This is a genomic window from Williamsoniiplasma somnilux (assembly GCF_002804005.1).
GTDB classification, from domain to species: domain Bacteria; phylum Bacillota_I; class Bacilli_A; order Mycoplasmatales; family Mycoplasmataceae; genus Williamsoniiplasma; species Williamsoniiplasma somnilux.
Genome location: NZ_CP024965.1, coordinates 423,578 through 443,834 on the forward strand (window position 1 = coordinate 423,578; position 20,257 = coordinate 443,834).

Sequence of the window (20,257 nt, forward strand, 5' to 3'; positions counted from 1 at the left end):
AGATTTTTTATTTAATTTTTTTTTACAAATCTACAACTTTTTCTTTTGTAATTAAATAAATATTTTTAAAGTAGTTAAAATTAACATTTTTAACATTTTATTAAATTTTTTAAAATGTTTTAATTCTTAATGTAAGTGCATTAGATTAAACAGCGAAAGGAGGATTGCTATGAGTGTTCCACCACAAAAGATTAACATTTTTGCACCTTGTGATGGTGAAATTAAAAAATTAAAAGATTTAAACGACGGAGTTTTTTCTAAAGGTATGTTAGGAAATGGTTTTTTTATAATACCTAAAAATAATGAATTCTATACCCCCTTAGAAGATGCAAAAATTTCCTTAATTACTGATACAAAACATGCATATTTTTTTGAACTAGAAAATAATATTAATTTACTTATGCATATTGGTATTGATACAGTTAAATTAAACGGGATCCCATTTAAAGAACATGTTTCAATAAATCAAAAAGTCAATTTAAATACTAAAATTGTTGATGTTGATTTAGAATATATTAAATCAATGGGTTTACAAACACAAGTTCCGATAACTTTGGATGTAGACACTAAAAATAGTAAATATATTTTTAAATTTAACAAAAAAGGCAATGTAAAAAGAGGAGAATTAATAGGATATTTTGAATTAAAAGAAGATAAAAAAAATCCTAACAAGTTCTTAAATAACAAAAACAATATAGATTTTGAAGATTATTTTAATCAAAAAGATTTTTATACAAAATTAGCTTTAAAAATTAATGAACTGGTGGGTTTAAAAAATAATTATAATGATGTTTATAATTGTATGACTAGATTAAGATTTAAAATTAAAAATAAAAATTTAGTTCAAGAAAAACAAATAAGACAAATCGAGGGTGTCAAAGGAATAATTTGAAATAACAATGAATTGCAAATCGTCATTGGTCAAGATGTTTACAAAGTTAAAGATGCGATTATCAGTTTTAATAATGGAATAAATTTGCAAGATTTTACTTTAAAAAATAATCAAAAAGAAAATCTTGTTAAAAAATTTTTTAGTATAATTTCCGGTATTATGGTTCCATTGATTCCGTTATTAATTGGAGCAGGTTTAATGATGGGAATAGTTTCGATATTACAAATTAGCAATTTAATGCCTAAAATTGTTTACACGATTCCGGATGGACAACTCTTACCAACTAATACCTATTTCATTCAAGACGTAAATGTTTTTTGAGGGATATTAAAAGTCACTTCTGATGTTCCATTAAAATTTTTAGCATTATTTACAGCAATATCTGCTTCTAAATATTTTAATTTTAATCCATTACTGGGAGCAGGAATTGGCTTAATAATTTCTAATCCAATTTTATTTTATGGTTCAGGATTTGGTGATAAAGGAATTCAATGAGACTTAATCACCACTAATGTTAATCCTGATCCAACAACTAATCCAGCTTGATTTGGATTTTCAAAAATTCCTATAATGATATTTGCAAATAGACCCTTTGTTGCAATGCTTTCAATTTTTGTTGCTTCAAAATTGGATGTTTGAATTAAAGGGTGAATCCATCCTTCGTTGGAATTGGTTTTTAGACCTTTTGTGGTACTTTTAACAATTGCTTTATTAACTTTTTTTGTGATCGGTCCAATATACTACATAATAGAAACGATTATTGCTGGATTAATGTATTATCTAACATTGGCACCATTTGGTATAGCGCAAGCAATATTATCGTTATTTTGACCTATATTAGTTGTCTTTGGGATTCATTTACCTGTATCTACTCTTATCCAGGTTCAATCATTTGCTCAAGGTCAAGTTTCAGCACTTTTACCAGCAGCAGCAATGACACAATGAGGTTCTGTAGGTGCATTGTTAGGATTATTGATAATTTCTAAAAATAGCAAAACCAAAAATGAAGCTATAGGGGCATTACCTCCCGGAATTATGGGAATCACAGAACCCGCAATTTATGGTGTTACTTTGCCTCGCTTTAAACCATTTGTAGCTGCTTGTTTAGGAGGAGCTATCGGTGGTTTATTTATAGGTGCTATGGGTGTGAGTTCTAGAGTATCATCAGGTTTAGGAGTATTTGGTTTTATTGGCTATTTTAGTGATCCAGTAGATCCATCATCAGCTCCAACAAATTTATTACCAAACATTCAAAATGGTTTATTCTTTATTTTAGCATCATTGATTGCGTGTGCTTCATCTATAGTTTTTACAAGTCTTTTACATGTCGAAAGAATTAAAGAGACAAGTCTAATTCAAAAAATTAATAACAATATTGTAAAGTTCGTTAAATTATCAAGCATTTTTTCAGAAGAAACATTTAACAAATTCAAAAGTGAAATTAAAGCAATAAGTTTCAATGTATCAAAAGAAGAAAAAAAAGAAATCAAAAAACTAGAAAAACAAATTTTAAAAAATGCTAATTTAAAGGAATTATATAATTCACTTTTAAAAAAAGATAAAAAGATAAAAAATTTACTTCTTAAAAAGGGCCAAAAAGCTGTAAAAAATAATGACACTTTAAAAGTCGAAAAAATATATGAAAAACATATTACTGATATATATGGCAATAAAAAACGACAATTGCAAGAGCAAATTAAACTAGAAAACGAAAAAATCAATTTTGACTTATTAAAAACATTAGTTGCAAAAAACAAAAATACTATTTTAGAAAATATTCAAAAAATTGACAAAGAATTTAACACAAACATTTTAAAATATCAAAATGAATATTTAAATGCATTAAACTCGTTATTAATATTTTATAATGAAGCTCAACCTATTGAAATTGAGCAATCAATTTTAAATGATTTTAATGATTTAAAATTAAATCTTCAAACAAATGGAAAAAAAGAAAAAACACGAAAGGCAATATAAAATGAAACCAAATATAGTAATGTTTATAGCAGATCAAATGAGGTCTGATTCATTAGCCCACTTAGGCAATCCAGCTTCTTTAACGCCTAATTTAGATACAATCGTAAAAGAAGAATTAGGTGTTTCATTTAAAAATGCTTATTGTCAAAACCCTGTTTGTTCACCATCAAGAATTAGTTTTTTGACCGGTTTATATCCTCATACGTTAGGACATAGAACAATTAGTTATTTACAAAATGATTTTGAACCCAACATTTTAAAAGAAATGAAGGAAAACGGATATGAAGTTATTTGAATTGGAAGAAATGATGTCCTTGATTCAAGAAAAGATAAATCTGAATATTGCGATTTATATATTAGTGGCATTAATGGTGATATGCAAAAAATGAAAGAACAATTCATTAATGATGAAACTCAAAATTTTATTAAAGAAAAGAGAAAAGGTGATAATTTTTATTCGTTTTATTATGGTGAGGTGCCAAAAAATTTTGGAATGTTAAAAATGGATGAAGTTTGAGTAAAGAGTTTAATTGATTATTTAAAAAATCGAAATTCACCGAAACCGTTTTTTGTTTATTGTACAATTGGTCTTCCTCACCCTCCTTACGGAATTCCTGAACCCTATTTTTCAAAAATTGATAGAAAAAAACTGCCTAAAAGAAGACCTAATATTAATTTGATAAAGAATAAATCTTCTATGCTTTACGGAATTTTCGAAAGACAAAATTTAAAAAAATGATCTGAAGAAAAATGAGATGAATTAAGAGCCGTTTATTTAGGAATGGTAAATAAATTTGATGAATATTATGGTGATATAGTAAAGGTCTTAAAAGAAAAAAAATTATTTGAAGACACAAATATTTTTGTATTTTCTGACCACGGTGATTATACTGGTGATTATGGAATTGCTGAAAAAGTTCAAAATTCTTTTGAAAATCCAGTAGTAAATGTTCCCTTATTATTTAAACCTTCAAAAAACATAAAGATTAAATCTTCTATTATTGAAAAACCGGTCGAATTAATTGATATTCCAGCAACTTTAGCTGATATTGCTGGTTTTCAATTGTCTTATACCCAATTTGGTCATTCATTAATTAAAAGATTAAATCACGAAATCGAATTCAATGATGTGGTGTTTAGCGAAGGTGGAAGAATTCATGGTGAAACATATGCTATGGAAAAAGGTCATGGTCCCGATTCTGAATATTGGCCCAGATTAGAAACACAATGCCAAGAAGGACCAGAGCATACAAAGGCAATTATGTGTAGAAAAGATAATTTAAAATACATATACAGACTTTATGAATTAGATGAACTTTATGATTTAAATAGTGACCCTCATGAAATATTTAATTTAATAAAAAATGAAAATTATAAAGAACAAATTGCTTGATTTAAGTTAAGAATTTTAGATTGAATGGTTGAAACAGGCGATTTTGTACCTTCAAGAAAAGATAAAAGATAAAAACTAAGGAGACAAAAATGAAATTTGTAAAAGAAAATTTTTTATGAGGAGGTGCTACTGCAGCTTCTCAAATTGAAGGAGCATTTGATGTTAATGACAAAAGTTTAACCATTGCAGAAATGCGTCCTTATAATCCGAACTTAAATCGTAAAGATTTAAGTGTACTAAGAAATATGACAAAAAATGATTATGAAAAATCTATTAAAAACGTTGAAGGATTGCATTATCCAAAAAGATATGGAATTGATTTTTATCATAAGTATAAAGAGGACATTAGATTATTTGCAGAAGCAGGAATGAACATTTATAGAATGTCTATTGCATGAGCAAGAATTTTTCCAAATGGAGATGACAAACACCCTAACCAAAAAGGTTTAGATTTCTATAGAAATGTGATAAATGAATGTAAAAAATACAATATTGAAGTCATGGTAACATTACATCATTTTGATTTGCCATATCCAATAATCAAAAAATATGGTGGTTGATTTAATAAAAAAACCATTGACATGTATTTAAAATATGTAAAAGTTTTATTTCAAGAATTTAAAGACGAAATAAAATATTGATTACCATTTAACGAAATTAATGTTGCGGTTTTAGCTTCTGAAATGGGAACAGGAATTTTTAAAGAAGATTTTAAAAATGATCAACAATATTTACAAGCATGTTATCAATCTCTTCATCACCAATTTGTTGCTCAAGCAAAAGTAAAAGAATTGGCACAAAAAATTAATAAAAATTTTAAAATTGGTTGTATGATTGCAAATATGACAACATATTCTTTAGATTGCAATCCAGATAATGTTCGTGAAAATCAAAAAATGCAACAATTAAATAAATATTTTTTCTTTGATGTTGTTGCACGTGGTGAATACCCAAACTACATTAAAAGATATTTTGAACAAAAAAAGATTAATCTAGAAATAACAAACGAAGAAAAAGAAATTTTAAAAAATAATACAATGGATTATTTAACATTTAGTTATTACATGACATCAACAGTTTCAATTAAAAGTCAAGAAAAAACTGAAGGTAATCTACTTTCTTTAGAAAAAAATCCCTTTTTAAAGGAAACTGAATGAGGTTGACAAATTGATCCAATAGGTCTAAGAATTACTTTAAATGATTTATGAGATAGATACCGTTTACCACTATTCATTTCAGAAAATGGAATTGGTGTATTAGAAAAATTAAATGAAAATAAAACAATTGATGATGATTATCGAATTGATTATTTAAGTTCTCATATGAAACAAATCAATGAAGCAATTTTAGATGGGTGTGATGTCTTTGGTTACACAATGTGAACACCAATTGATGTTGTTTCAGCTGGCACAAATGAAATGTCAAAAAGATATGGACTAATTTATGTTGATTATGATGACTATCATAATGGTAGTGGCAAAAGATATAAAAAGAAATCATTTGAATGATTCAAAAAATTTAGACAAACAAATGAATTGTAATTTTTTTAAAAAATAACAATATTTTAAAAAACCTTTTATTAATAAAGTGTAAAAAATATATTTACTTTAAAAAAATCTTAAAGAATAGGCCGAATAGGCCGACATTTATAAAAATAATTTCGAAAAAAGCGGGAGGTTAATATAAACTTATGGAAATCGGTTTATTAATTCCATTATTGATTATCATAACTTTAGTAATTTCTGTGTTAGGAAGTTTATCTGGAGTAGGTGGGGGTGTTCTTTTTCTCCCGCTTTTTTTACTATTGTTAGTTAATAATAATTTTCAAGAAATTAAGTTGCTATCTACAATACTAGTATTTACATCGAGTCTTATTAATACATGTATAAATTTTTATAAAAAACAATATAATTATTTAATATTTTTAAACGTTATAATTTTTGCCATTCCCGGAGTCTTTTTAGGGAACTATTTAGAAACTTTAATAAACCCTAAATGAGTTCAGTTTTTGATTGCTTTATTATTATTAATGGTTTCTATAATATTAATCTTACAAATGTATGTCATTAAACCAAACCAAAAAAAAGAACCAATCGCTAAATATAACTGAATATATATAGTACAAAACCAGCAAAAAATTAATTGTTTGCAATTGTCGTTAATTATATTTTTAGCAGGAATTTTAACAAGTTTAACTGGAATTGGGGGTGGTCCTATTATTATGCCAATTCTTTTAATATGGTTAAAATTGAATTTAAAAGTTAGTGTGCCAATTAGCCATTCGATAATAGCTGTTACAAGTTTAATTACTTTAATCACAAATTATAAAGTAATAGGAAATTATCAAATTGATTGACTAACAGTAGTTTTGCCGACAATTATTGGTGTAATTATAGGAACTTTAAGTGCAATTTATTTTAAAAAATATTTTAAAAAAGACAATTATTTAAGATGAATTTTAATATCATTAATTTTAGGTAGTTCAGTAAAAATGTTTGTTGATTTTGCAATAAGCTTTTAAAAAATAAAAAAGGAGAAAAAATATGATCAAAATACTTGGAAATTCATTTTTAATGGGTTCAAAAAATAGCGATTCTTTTAAGGTTGATAATAGCCAAACTATAAAATCTGTTAAAGTTGAATCTTTTTTTATAGACGAAACTCCAGTTACGAATTTAGAATTCCAAAAATTTATTCAAGATACAAGTTATATTACAGAAGCAGAAAAATATAATGCTTCTTTTGTGTTTACAGCATTACTTGATGAAAAAACTAAACAGAAAAGTAATCCTGTAGATTTTGATAAACTTTGATATTATGTTCAAGGTGCAAATTGAAAAAATCCCGAAGGTCCTCATAGCGATATTAAAACTAGAATGAATCACCCAGTTGTGCATGTTTCAAGAAATGACGCAATTGAATATTGTAATTGATCAGGAAAACGATTATTAACTGAAGCAGAATGAGAATATGCTGCTCGAGGTGGATTAGAAAACCAAAAATTTCCTTGAGGCAATGAATTGTTGTTAAATGAAGAATGAAACTGTAATATTTGACAAGGTGAATTTCCTTTCGGAAACACAAAAGAAGACGGTTTTTTAGGAACAGCACCCGTAAAAACATTTAAGCCTAATAATTATGGTCTTTACCAAATGGTGGGAAATGTATGAGAATGATGCTCAAATCCTAAGGATGTTGATTATGACTATTTTAATCAACAAAATAGTCATAATATCTATAATGCAAATAAAAAACAATCAAATAATTTTTTTGCAATTCGTGGCGGTTCATTTTTGTGTCATGATAAGTTCTGTAAAAGATATAAAGTTTATTCAAGAAACAGTAATAGTGCTGAATCAACATCATCTAATTTAAGTTTTAGATGCGCAAAATCAATAACTTAAGTGAATAATAGCATTTTTAAATAATCAACAAATTTAGCAAATAGAATTTCTTAATTTGCAAAACATTTTTAATAAATTGTTCATCAAATAAACAAGTGCATAACCTTTTATTTTGTTTAATTTTTAAATTTTTTACAATTTTAGAATTTGACATTAAAAAATTTTCAAAAATACGAAAATGAAGATCTTTTCAAAAATTAATTGCTTATAAAAACACAATATTTATGCTATTATTTATATTATGTTGACTAAGGATTAAGATTTACTTAAAAAATTTTAATTACAATTATTTATAAATTAAAAAATAGTAAAAAAGGAAAAATTTTAAATGAAAGTAAAAAATAAATCAGGAAAAAAATTTAGTTTAAAAGAATTTATTTGAATGGGGTTTAACTATTCAGTTGGAATTGCTTTTATTGGAAATTTTGCCATTCTTTCAAATATTGGACAAGAAAATTCTATAGGGATTCATGTGACGTGATTATTCCTATTAGAAGGATTTATTGCTGGTATTTGTGCTATTGCATTTGCAAGAATGGCAAAAATTCATAATTCAGACAATAATGGAGGTTCTTATATTTATGTAAGAACAACCTTTGGTAAATTTTGGGGTGTATTTATTGCATTCATGCAATATGTTTCATTACCATTTTTAATCACAATTCAAATCAACTCTTTGATTAAAGGTTCGTTTTCACCAGAATACGTTGGACAAGGTGCATGATATGCTGCCAATTGAGGTCCGTTCACAGATCTTTGATTAGATTTAATTGGAATTTTTATTTACATGTCAGCTGCGACAATTATTTTCTTAGGAATTAAGTGATATAAAAAAATTGCTCATGGATCAGCTTTAATTAAATGAATAACTGCAGGATGTCTAATTATTTTAGGACTAGTTTTGGCTTTTCAAAATGGTCACGATAATATGCAACATTGAACAACTAAATCCGAGATTAGTTTAGAGGGATTTGTTAAAGCTTTTAACTCATGTTTCTTTTTCTTTGCTGGTTTTGAAGTATTTTCAACCGCTGGAAAAAATATTGAAAATCCTGAAAAAAATGTAGGGAAAGGGGTTGTTATTATTATGGCAATCTCAACTGTCTTTTATGTTGTTATCACAATAATCTTTTTTGCAGCATATAGCAGTTTTGAGCAAAATATGAACATGGGGGCATGAAGTTCAGCGCAACCAACTTTAAATAAAGTCTTGTTATATGGAGGACCTATCGTTATGATGATTTCTTCGGTTGCTTTAAAAATCAATGTCGCAATGCAAAATGCCTTATATGGAGGAACAACACTTCAACCATTAGCTAACGAAGGTTTCTTACCAGATAAAATGAAAAAATTAAATAAAGATAATTTACCAATTAAGGCTTCGATTTTTAACTTAATTATCACTGGATTTATGATTTTTATTTGGTTATGTATTCCTGACATCATTAAAGGAGTATCTTTATTAAATGGAGCCGATCCAGTAACTTATCAAGATGTCTTTAACGTTTCATCACTAACAGAAGCTTCATCAGTTATTACGATCTTTATTTACGGAATGGTAATTGCTGTTGCGCTGACATTACACTTTAAAAAGAAAAATCGCTTAAAAATTTGAGAAATTATTTTATACCCAATCGTATTATTGATTTTAGCATTTGTATTCGTTTGACATTATTATGAACTAATTAATAAAATAGCAACTGTTGATGCTGAACATTTTAGTTCTACATTAACAGGAGTAATTATTGAAATTGCTTTTATTATCACTTCAATGTCTACTTGCACAATTTGATACTTCACTGGTTTCAAAAAGAAAATGGCAAAACGCTTGATTGAGAACCCAGAATTGCAAAACAAAATTGATAATCAATTTAGATTAACTAACAATAAAGAGAAATTAAACCTAAAAAATAAAACAATTAAAAAATAACATTTTTTAAACAGCACTTTGATGCTGTTTTTTTATTAATCCTTTATAAGAATATTCTAAAACTTAATAATTTGTTGATTATTTTTTATGAAAGAAAGAATATAATTAATGTTGAGAAAAGAGGAGTAAAAATGAAAAAAACAAGTAACAAAGTTGTTTTAATTGGGGCAGGAGCTGTTGGGACATCTTTTATGTACGCAGCAATTAATCAAGGAGTTGCAGAAAATTATGTATTAATTGATGCCTTCCCTCAAGCAGCGGAAGGTAATGCTTTAGATTTAGCAGATACAATGGCAGTTTTACCAACTTCATTCACATCAATTAAAGCAGGAAATTATGCAGATTGCGGTGATGCTGATGTTATTGTTATTACAGCAGGTCGTCCACAAAAAGAAGGTGAAACTAGATTAGATATGGTTGCAGGTAATGCTATAATTATGAAATCAATTGCTGAAGAGGTTAAAAAATCAGGATTCAAAGGAATTACTGTAATCGCTTCAAACCCAGTTGACGTTTTAACTTATGTATATCAAAAAGTAACAGGATTTGATGAGCATAAAGTAATTGGATCAGGGACCACTTTAGATTCAGCACGTTTACGTCGTTTAGTGGCTGACAAATTAAAAGTTTCTGCTCAATCAGTTAATGCTTTTTTAGCTGGTGAACATGGAGATTCATCAGTTGCTGTTTGATCACATGCAACAGTTATGGAAAAACCAATTTTTAAATACATAGAAGAAGGTAAAATTTCTCAAGCAGAATTAGACCAAATTCGTGAAGATGCAGTTCATATGGCTTATAAAATAATTGAATTAAAACGTGCCACTTTTTATGGAATCGGAGTTTGTTTAACTCGTATTGTTAAAGCTGTTTTAAGAGACGAAATGGTTACTTTAATGGTTGGAGCAAAATTAAATGGGGAATTCAACAATAAAGATGTTTATACTGGAGTTCCTGCAATCATTGGTAAAGATGGATGAAGTGAAATTATCAATTGAGATTTAACCAAAAAAGAACAAGAACAATTCAATGCTTCTTGTTCAACTTTAAAAGAATCGATTGCAAAAGCTGAAGTAGCAATAAAATAATTTAAAATCTTTAAAACCTTTTTACAAAAGGTTTTTATTTTGATTAAGATAATATTTTGCATTTTAGATATAATTATATTAGACGCAAGGAGCAAAACACATGAAAAGACATATAGATGAATATTTGACACCAAAGATAAGAACTAGAATCCTTGAATTAGTGGGATTAAATCTTGATGAAAATTCTGTTATGTCGTTAATGTCTAATGAACTTTTTGCTTTTGAAGAATACATGCTTGATGAAACTATTCGCTTCACTAAGTACTTAATTTGACTTAAGGATAAAAATAAAAATACTGACAGAGCTTTTGAAAAATATAAAGAAAAAACAGGTCAAAACATTTCTAAATTTGAAAACACCAATAAATCAACAATTAGTCGTGAAGAACAAGAAAATTACGAAATGAAAATGAATCAACGTCGTAAAGAACAAGCAAGAATTGATGCTTTATCCGCATCAGTAAATCATAACAAATTAAAAGATATCGATAAATTAGAATCAGAAATTGAAGCTGAAATTACACATAAAAACGAATTTACTGAAACTGTAGATAAACTTTTTGGAGAATTAAGCGATGAAGAATTAGAAGCAACTTTTTCATCTTTAATTGAAAATAAAAATGAAAGCAAAATGTTTAATGAAACAATCTCTTCATTTTTAGCCGAATTAGAGATGCCAGTTGAAGAAGACGCTTATGGTGCTGATGAAACTTTAGCTTTTGAAGATAAACTAAATATTTTTGCTAAAACTCCGGATTTAAATGATGTTGAATTTAATGAAACAATTAACAACGTTGATTTAGGTGAAGAAAGTTTCAAAGAAATTAACCTTAACGAAGAAACAAAAATTAAAGAAATTTCTTTTGAAAACATCATTAAGCAAGCAACAATTGTTGAGCAACAAGAATTAGACACTGAAGAATCAATTTCTTTTGAAGATAATAATACTCAAACTATTGAAGAATCAATGTTTGCTGAAAATGAATTTGATGATATTTCAGCAGTGAATCTAGATGAAATTACAAAAACGTTGGGATTAGATAATCGAGAAAAGATAACATTTGCTGATGTTTTTTCAAATGATCATGAAGATAAAACAGTTAAAGTCAATGAAGACATAAGTTCTAATAAAAATGAGGAAACTTTTTCAAGCACAATTGATGCTTTTAACTTTTTGGATAAAATGGAATCAAAATATGATGATATTCTAAAAGAAGAAACAATAATAGATAATGATGATGATGATGATGAAGAGAAATAATATTCCTCTTCTTTTTTGTTAAAAAAATAAATAAAATCATTAATAAATAAGTTATAATTTAAAAGAATTGGAGTTGAGAATTAATGGCAAGTGTTATCGTACACGAAGGAGAGCCAATTGAAAAAGCATTAAAACGCTTTCAAAAGGTTGCCTCAGCAAATAAAGCTGAAGCTCGTAAACGTGAATATCACTTAAGTAAAAAAGAAAAAAGAATTTACAAACAAAAACAAAACCGTAAATTTAAATAATTTTTTACATTAGTTGATTTATCAAAACTTTAAAAACGAACTTTGGTTCGTTTTTTTATTTTTTTCTAATCTATATTGGGGGTCTTATGATTGAATATATTATCGGTAAAGTAATTGATTTAAATCAACAACAGATTGTCATAGAAAATAATAAACAAGGTTTTGTGTATAACTTAATAAAACCAATAAACATAGAAAAAAATAAACTTGAAAATTTAAAACTTTTTACTTGTGAAATAACAAATGAATTCATCAATGAATGTTATGCTTGTGAAAATAAAGAAATTAGAGATTGATTCAAAAGTTTATTGCAAATAAAAACAGTAGGTCCTAAAACGGCGCTTTTAATTTTAAACATTTTAGAATTAGATGAGCTGAAAACAATAGTTAGAAATAATGACTTAGACTCATTGTTAAAAATTAAAGGTGTAGGAAGTTTTACTGCCAAAATTATTATTAGTGAGTTAAACAAAATTTATTTTGCAAAAAAAATGACATTAAGACAGGAAAAAGTTATTACATCACTTATTAAGTTAGGTTTTAAATCAAAAGATATATATCAAGCACTTCAAGAAATTGATAGTAATTGTGATTTAGAAACAATGACAAAGTTGACATTAGAAAGAGTAAGTAACAATGCAATTACAAGACTTTAGACCCGCAACTTGAGATGAATATCTTGGTCAAAAACAAATAATCAATAATCTAAAAGTTTATGTTGAAGCTAATAAAATTAAACAAACTGCTCTTGATCATATTTTGATTCATGGACCAAGTGGGATGGGTAAAACTTCATTAGCTTATTTAATTGCCAAAATTTTAAAAACTAAACTTATTTTTCTAAATGGACCTAGTTTGCAAAAACCTAGTGATGTTATTTCAATACTTTCAAGCATCAAAGAAAATAATATTCTCTTTATAGATGAAATACACGCTATCAATAAAGAAGTTTTAGAAGTTTTGTATCCTGTTTTAGAAGAAAATAAAATGAGTATCATTATAGGTAAAGATTACAATTCTAAAGTCATTAATCTTAAACTTCCTCCGTTTACTTTAATCGGAGCTACAACAGAAATTAATCGTTTAGCCTTTCCGTTTATTAATAGATTTCCAATAAATTTTGAATTAACAAATTATAACGAAGATGAAATTACACAAATCGTCTTGAATATTGCAGATAAAATTTCTTTAAAATTAGATTTAAAAATCGCCAAGTTAATTGCAAATTATTCCAGAAAGATCCCGCGAGTATCGATAAATTTGCTTAAAAGAATTAGTGATTTTAGTATTACTTATAACAAAACTGAGATTACAACGGAATTTGTTATAAATGTTTTTAAGGAAATGGGAATTTATGAATTAGGTTTAACAAAAAAAGATTTAGAGTATTTATTTTTATTAAAAGAACACAATGTAATGGGAATTGAAACCATTAGTCAAGTACTTAACACTTCAACACCAAACGTTCTAAATTTTATTGAACCATTGTTATTGCAAGAAAAATTAATAATTAAAACTTATAAAGGTAGAAAGATCACTAATCAAGGAATAATGTATTTGGATAAAATAAAAACCGTTAATTTTTAATTAACGGTTTGGTCAATAACTTTATTTAAATCAATTGCTAAATCAATTGCTAATTTTAATGAAGTTACAGCAGCTAATGTTCTACTATAAATAATTATCTCATCTTTATTTTTGGCATTATTGAAATCTTGAACATCTGTTAAATTTGCAAATATGTCTTGAGACTTAAAATTCAATAAATAACGATTGATGATTTCGATCGCCTTTTTCTTGATTTCTCAAGTTTTACTATTTTTGATTTGTTCAAACTCAACAATAATGTTTTCGATGTCATTAGGATTTTTAGAAATAAATTCATTTAAAGTTTCTAATCATTTTTCTAATGATTTATTTAATAAATAATTTAAATCCTCAATTTCCATTTCTAATAATTGAGTTTCTTTACCTAATTTTAGTTCTACTTCTTCAAATTTATCAATAACATCAATTGCCATTGCAAAAGTTGAACCAAATTGAACTTTCAACATCATTTTAATTACCGATTCTCCATTTTGTAAAAATTGAGTCATAGTATCAAAGGAAATTTGATTATTTTTAAACATTACTTCATTTGAATTAAATTCATTTTTCTTGCAATAAATTTTAATTTCTTCTACATTTTTTAAAAGTTTTAATTCAGATATAACACTTTGAATACCACTCTCAATTTCTAAATCTGATGCTCCGGCTTGAATTAAAATTGGTAATTCATTAGTCATTTGTACAAATTCTGATCTTACACTTTGTGATCTTTCGCTAACTAAATCAACAAATCATTTAACTATTGTCTGATCGAACAAACTTTTTATTGTAGATTCTTTACTTATTATCATGATTTCTCCTTTGATTATGTAATTATTATACAATTATATTTGCTTGCAATTTGTTAAAATAATAAGTAGAGCAATTAAGAGGTTAGTGTGAAAAACAATTCCATACAAAAGAAAGGTGATCGTTATTACTTAAACGATCATCAGTATTTTTATTTAAACAAAGATACTGTGTTAAAAGATTTTAAAACAATTAAATTTCCTGCAATAATAATGGACACAGAGTTTTTTAACAAATCTCATGAAACTAATGGGAACAAATCAAATTTATATAATGAAATAAATAAAGATTTAGTCTATATATTACAATATTCATTTGCTAAAAATTTTAGAGAAATTTATGAAAGAAAAAACACCAAATCTATTAAATCATTAACAATTAAAAGAAGTTATAAAGATGAAAAATATAATTTTAAAAAACAATACAAAGCAATGATGAATTCTTTTATTAATATGTGTATTGGCAAGGGAATAAAAACTTTAATTTTTGCAGGTGCAGCAAATGATAAAAAAATAATTTCATCATGAATTAATAGTAATAAAAAAATATTGAATAATAAAAAAACAGAGTTATTTGTTTTGGACGAAAAAACACAAGATTATTCGGTTAACAGTTTTGATATCTATAATATTTTAGAAAACGCACTGTCTTTTTCTAATTACACTTCTGAAGGACTAGAATTTTACAAAAAGCAAAATTTAGAAAAAGGTAAAGTTGGAGAAGATACAATCAGTTTACCTTCTTTGAAAAAATTTTTTGATTATTTTAATAACATTTTTGATCTTAAAAAATTTGAAGAATCAGATGATATTTACAAATTATGTTGTTCTGCTTTAAAATTTTTTTCCGCAAACACGATGCATTATGATGAATTTATTAAATTAAATAAAGATGTGAATAAAGCTAAAATTCATTGTTATAACGATGTTTTGAAATTATTGTATTTAATAAAATTTTTATTTGCTTTCACTAATTTTGAAGATATCAACAATAAATACCTTAAAGGAGATATTTAATGAAAAAATGTTCGGGTTGTGGATCTGTTTTGCAATCAACTAATGAAAAAACAATTGGTTATGTAAAAAATATAGATGCAAATTATTGTTTGAGATGCTTTAGAATAAAACATTACAATGATTTAATAAATCAAGATTTAGATCCTAAATTATTTTTGCAAAGCATTATAAATATATGCAATATAAATAAAAAAAACAAATTTTATTATGTTTTAGACATCTTTGATTTAGAAAATTCAAGAATCTTTGATTTAGAAAAAATAATCGCAAAACATGAAGTTGTTATTTTAATAAATAAAATTGATTTACTTCCTAGATCAGTTAAAAAAACTAAAATAAAAAAATATATTGAAGATTACTTTAAAGAAACACCATTAAACAATGCAAAAGTGATGTTAACAACTAAAAGAAATGGTAAATATATTGAAATTTTAGAAAAAGAAATTTTAAAATTTGACGGTGATCAATATTTTATAGGCAGCTCTAATGTTGGTAAAACATCTTTAATTAATGCAATTTTAAAATATAGCAACAAACCAGCAGTTGGAGTGGAATCTAAGTTTTTTAATACAACTTTGGATTTAATTGAAATAATTATTGCAAAAAACAAGAAAATTTTTGATACACCCGGTGTTTCGAGAACTAATTCTTTGGCATTAGCTACAGATCCAAAACAATGAAAATATTTTTATTTCAAAAAAGAAGTTAAACAATATAGCTACCAATTAGAACAAAAACAAGCGATTATTTTTGGTTCTGTTGTTTGAATTGAATTTGTTTTTGCAACCAATGTTAAAAATAGCATACATGTGTATGCGAATCCTGAAATAAATTTACATAGAACAAAAATAAGTAATGCATTTGACTATATTGATAGAAACTATAACATTATATTTCCGCAATCTAGTAATTCAAAATTATTAAATGTTTTTAAAGAGGAAATTTTAATTCAAAGTAAATATAAATCATCTGAAAAACTAGATATTTTATTGCCTGGTTTGGGTTGAATTAATTTTAATGCAAAAGAAGTTAAACAAGTGAATATCTTTGTTAATTCAAATACAGATAACAAGAATAATTATTATAATTTTCAAGTAAGAAAAGCACTTATATAGTGCCTTTTTTTATATTTTTAATATGGTATTAAAAGGTAATTAATCTATAATAAAAGAGAATAGATTTTAACAAGGGGTAAATATGAAAAAAGTATTGGGTATAGATCTTGGAGGAACCTCAGCTAAAGTTGGAGTCGTTAATCAATTTGGTGAGATAGAAAAATCATTAATTATAAAAAACGATAGCGATAATTTATTGGTTAATATATATAATCAAACGCTTATTGCTTTAGAAAATTGAGGATATGATTATGCTATTGATATCGAGAGAATTGGTTTCGCAACACCGGGATTTTTAGATCACGAAGAAGGAATTGTTAGAATTTCAGGAAATTTAGGTTGAAGAGATTTTGATTTAAAGTCTCAATTAGAAGCGATTTTTGTAACTAAACCTATATCTGTTTTAAATGATGCAAATGCAGCGGCATTAGGTGAATTTTGAACAGGTGCTGCTTCAACTTATAATTCTGAAATATTTTATACGTTAGGAACAGGAATTGGGGGAGCTATTGTAATTGATGGTAAATTAATTTCTGGAGAAAACGGTTTTGCAGGAGAATTTGGCCATGGTGGTCACATGCAAACTAAATTTTCATGCAACTGTGGTTTGAGATATTGTTTAGAACCTTCTGCATCTGTTGTTAGAATAGCTAACGAAATTGAAAAAGAAGTTAAAAATAATCCAAGATCATCTTTAACCAAATACTTTAAAAATATTAAAGAATTTAATTTTAAATCTATATCAGAAGCTTATATTAAAGCTGGTAAACCCGTTGAAATTAAAGATTTTTTATTAGATTCTTGAAAACCTCTATTTTCTCATATGTCAATAATGATAGGTGCTTTAAATCCAAAAGCAATCATCATTGGTGGTGGTGCTAGCGCTATGGGTCAACCTTTAATTGAAATTTTTGAAGAAGGTTTAAGTCCATTTATTTTAAATATTTACAAAGGCAAAATACGAATAGAAATTGCAAAACTTGGAAACGAAGCAGGTATTGTAGGTGCTGCTTACTATGCAATAAATAATTGAGAATATTAAATTATGAATATAAGTAAAATGACAATTGAAGAAATTGTTAAAGAAATAAATAATTTTTTTGAAATTTCTAAAAAAAAGGAACTAACTAAAGAAGAAAAAAATATTCGTGACGAATTGCGAAAAACCTACATTAATTCATATAAAGAAAATTTAATATCTAATTTAAAAAATATTAAAGTTGTTGATAAAAACGGTAAAGATATTACACCTAGCAAAATTAAAAAACTTAAAGAGGAGAATAAATAATGGTTAACAATAAAAGCAATGATAATTTAAATGCAATCAGAATTTTGGGAGTACAAGCAGTGAACAAAGCTAATTCAGGGCACCCTGGAATAGTATTAGGAGCTGCACCAATGATGTATTCTTTATTTGTTAACAAAATGAATTATAGTTCTAAACATGTAAAATGATTTAATAGAGATCGCTTTGTGTTGTCAGCAGGACATGGTTCAGCATTATTGTATTCAACATTACATCTAACTGGATTTAATGTAAAGATTGACGATTTAAAAAACTTTAGACAATGAGGTTCAATTACACCAGGTCACCCAGAAAAACACTTAACAGAAGGGGTTGAAGTGACTACAGGACCACTAGGACAAGGTATTGGTATGGCTGTAGGTATGGCTGTTGCAGAATCATTTTTAAGTGTTAAGTATAACAAACCCGATTTTGAAATCATTAATCACTATACATACGTTTTATGTGGCGATGGTGATTTACAAGAAGGAGTCGCTCAAGAAGCGATTTCATTCGCTGGTAAAAATAAATTAAATAAACTTATCTTATTACATGATTCTAATGATGTTCAATTGGATGATTTGGTTAAAGAAGCACAAATAGAAGATCTTCATAAACGTTTTGAAGCATCAGGTTGAAATACTATTCTTGTTAAAGACGGTGAAAATATTAATGAAATCGATAAAGCGATTGATGAAGCTAAAAAATCAGATAAGCCAACATACATTGAAGTTAAAACAATTATTGGTTTAGGAGCTTCAAAACAAGGAACTAGCGCTGTTCACGGAAGTCCTCTTGGAAACGATATATCTAAAGTTAATGATTACTTTGATTGAAAACATGTTGACTTCACTATTCCTCAATCAGTTACTGATTTTTATCAAAATAACGTAATCAATGTTGGTCAAGATAAATTTAAAACTTGAGAAAATTTATTCAAAAAATATGAAGTTACTTATAAAAATGAAGCAAAAGAACTTTTGAATGCTATTAACGGTGAATGAAAAATTAACAATGATGAAATTAATGAATTAAATTCTGGTAAAACTCAAGCAACTCGTATAAGTTCGGGTTTAATATTTAATTCAATTGCGAAAACAAACCCAACATTAATAGGAGGATCTGCAGATTTAGCATCTTCTACTAAGATTAAAGGTGTGGATGGCAATTTTTCATCAGAAAATAGAACTGGTAGAAATATCATGTACGGTGTAAGAGAATTTGGAATGACCACAATCAACAATGGTATGGCTGCTCATGGTGGAGTTTTGCCAGTTGGATCAGGATTCTTTGTTTTTGCTGACTATATGAAACCTGCGATGCGTTTAGCATCAATCATGAATTTACAAGAATTGTTTATTTTTACTCACGATTCAATTGCTGTTGGAGAAGATGGCCCAACACATGAACCAATTGAGCAACTTGCGATGTTAAGAGCAATTCCTAATCACAATGTTATTAGACCAGCTGATTTTAATGAAACAGTGGCTGCATATAAAATAGGATTAGAATCAAAAACAACTCCAACATCAATCATATTAACAAGACAAGATTTAAAAGAATTACAACACGAAAACGTTTTAGAAAATGTTAAAAAAGGTGCATATATAATTTCTGATGTAACTAATCCAAAAATTACTTTAATTGGATCAGGTTCAGAAGTTAGTTTAGCAATTGAAGTTCAAGAATTATTAAATAAAAACGGCATTTTAACAAGAGTTGTATCAATGCCTTCAATGAATTTATTTGATAAACAAGAACAAAGTTACAAAAATAAAATTATAGATAAAAACACAATTAGAATTTCATTGGAAATGGGAACTACATTCGGTTGAAGCAAATACACCGGTGATAATGGTTTAAATTTTGGAATTGATAGATTCGGAGAATCTGCACCAGGTAACCTTGTTATTGAAAAATTTGGGTTTACAGCAAATAATATATACAATGAAATTATGAAGAAAGTTAAATAGGTTTTAAAATGAATATAGCATTATTAGCAGAATTATCAGGTGGAGCTTTAATTGGTACTTTAATTGGAGTAATTATAGGAGCTTTATTAGTTGGTGGAATTGCAGGATTCTTTATTACAAGAGCAATTGTAAAAAAACAATTGAAAGATAATCCACCAATTACAGAAGCTCAAATTAGAGCCATGTACATGAGCATGGGACGTAAACCAAGTGAAGGCGACATTAAAAAAACAATGAACGCCATGAAAAACGCTAAGAAAAAATAATACAAAAAAAGA

Annotated in this window: 18 protein-coding genes; 17 read left to right on the forward strand and 1 reads right to left on the reverse strand. The window is 26.7% G+C overall.

The features are described from left to right. Positions 1-169: 169 nt before the first annotated feature. From ESOMN_RS01810 to ruvB, 11 genes are all read left to right on the forward strand, one after another. The gene (locus tag ESOMN_RS01810) at positions 170-2,869 is read left to right on the forward strand and encodes a PTS glucose transporter subunit IIABC (RefSeq protein WP_024863255.1); all 2,700 of its coding nucleotides are present in this window, start codon (positions 170-172) and stop codon (positions 2,867-2,869) included. A 1-nt stretch (position 2,870) separates the two neighbouring features. Further along, a complete protein-coding gene (locus ESOMN_RS01815; RefSeq protein ID WP_024863256.1) occupies positions 2,871-4,334 on the forward strand; it encodes a sulfatase family protein in 1,464 nt (487 codons plus the stop codon). A gap of 17 nt (positions 4,335-4,351) precedes the next feature. Then, the gene (locus ESOMN_RS01820) at positions 4,352-5,803 is read left to right on the forward strand and encodes a glycoside hydrolase family 1 protein (protein ID WP_024863257.1); all 1,452 of its coding nucleotides are present in this window, start codon (positions 4,352-4,354) and stop codon (positions 5,801-5,803) included. A 149-nt stretch (positions 5,804-5,952) separates the two neighbouring features. Further along, entirely contained in the window at positions 5,953-6,783 is an 831-nt protein-coding gene (locus tag ESOMN_RS01825; RefSeq protein WP_024863258.1) for a sulfite exporter TauE/SafE family protein, read from the forward strand. Positions 6,784-6,805: 22 nt separating this feature from the next. After that, a complete protein-coding gene (locus tag ESOMN_RS01830) occupies positions 6,806-7,666 on the forward strand; it encodes a formylglycine-generating enzyme family protein (RefSeq protein WP_024863259.1) in 861 nt (286 codons plus the stop codon). Positions 7,667-7,994: 328 nt separating this feature from the next. Then, the gene (locus tag ESOMN_RS03815; RefSeq protein ID WP_156920186.1) at positions 7,995-9,596 is read left to right on the forward strand and encodes an APC family permease; all 1,602 of its coding nucleotides are present in this window, start codon (positions 7,995-7,997) and stop codon (positions 9,594-9,596) included. A 131-nt stretch (positions 9,597-9,727) separates the two neighbouring features. After that, positions 9,728-10,684: an L-lactate dehydrogenase gene (locus ESOMN_RS01840; RefSeq protein ID WP_024863261.1), complete on the forward strand. Its 957-nt coding sequence runs from the start codon at positions 9,728-9,730 to the stop codon at positions 10,682-10,684. 100 nt (positions 10,685-10,784) lie between these two features. Further along, positions 10,785-11,945, forward strand: a complete 1,161-nt coding sequence (locus ESOMN_RS01845) for a hypothetical protein (protein ID WP_024863262.1) — start codon at positions 10,785-10,787, stop codon at positions 11,943-11,945. A gap of 83 nt (positions 11,946-12,028) precedes the next feature. Continuing rightward, complete coding sequence (gene rpsU / locus ESOMN_RS01850; RefSeq protein WP_024863263.1) at positions 12,029-12,193, forward strand: 30S ribosomal protein S21; 165 nt, start codon at positions 12,029-12,031, stop codon at positions 12,191-12,193. 86 nt (positions 12,194-12,279) lie between these two features. Then, a complete protein-coding gene (ruvA, locus tag ESOMN_RS01855) occupies positions 12,280-12,849 on the forward strand; it encodes a Holliday junction branch migration protein RuvA (protein ID WP_024863264.1) in 570 nt (189 codons plus the stop codon). Beyond that, positions 12,830-13,780 (forward strand): Holliday junction branch migration DNA helicase RuvB, encoded by a 951-nt coding sequence (ruvB, locus tag ESOMN_RS01860; RefSeq protein WP_024863265.1) that lies wholly within the window; start codon positions 12,830-12,832, stop codon positions 13,778-13,780. The genes ruvA and ruvB overlap by 20 nt, the downstream gene beginning before the upstream one ends. Here the strand turns inward: ruvB and ESOMN_RS01865 are convergent. After that, the gene (locus ESOMN_RS01865; protein ID WP_024863266.1) at positions 13,777-14,592 is read right to left on the reverse strand and encodes a hypothetical protein; all 816 of its coding nucleotides are present in this window, start codon (positions 14,590-14,592) and stop codon (positions 13,777-13,779) included. The genes ruvB and ESOMN_RS01865 overlap by 4 nt on opposite strands. A gap of 87 nt (positions 14,593-14,679) precedes the next feature. Between ESOMN_RS01865 and ESOMN_RS03845 the strand changes: the two genes are divergently transcribed. From ESOMN_RS03845 to ESOMN_RS01900, 6 genes are all read left to right on the forward strand, one after another. After that, on the forward strand, positions 14,680-15,606 hold the full coding sequence (locus ESOMN_RS03845; protein WP_024863267.1) for a hypothetical protein: 927 nt from the start codon (positions 14,680-14,682) through the stop codon (positions 15,604-15,606). Then, the gene (gene yqeH / locus ESOMN_RS01880; RefSeq protein ID WP_024863268.1) at positions 15,606-16,721 is read left to right on the forward strand and encodes a ribosome biogenesis GTPase YqeH; all 1,116 of its coding nucleotides are present in this window, start codon (positions 15,606-15,608) and stop codon (positions 16,719-16,721) included. Before ESOMN_RS03845 ends, yqeH begins: the two co-directional genes overlap by 1 nt. Positions 16,722-16,803: 82 nt before the next feature. Beyond that, complete coding sequence (locus tag ESOMN_RS01885; RefSeq protein ID WP_024863269.1) at positions 16,804-17,763, forward strand: ROK family protein; 960 nt, start codon at positions 16,804-16,806, stop codon at positions 17,761-17,763. Positions 17,764-17,766: 3 nt separating this feature from the next. Continuing rightward, a complete protein-coding gene (locus ESOMN_RS01890; protein WP_034942296.1) occupies positions 17,767-18,009 on the forward strand; it encodes a DUF896 domain-containing protein in 243 nt (80 codons plus the stop codon). Then, on the forward strand, positions 18,009-19,979 hold the full coding sequence (gene tkt, locus ESOMN_RS01895; RefSeq protein WP_024863271.1) for a transketolase: 1,971 nt from the start codon (positions 18,009-18,011) through the stop codon (positions 19,977-19,979). Before ESOMN_RS01890 ends, tkt begins: the two co-directional genes overlap by 1 nt. 8 nt (positions 19,980-19,987) lie before the next feature. Then, positions 19,988-20,245, forward strand: coding sequence for a YneF family protein (locus ESOMN_RS01900; RefSeq protein WP_034942299.1), 258 nt, complete (start codon positions 19,988-19,990; stop codon positions 20,243-20,245). Positions 20,246-20,257: the final 12 nt, after the last annotated feature.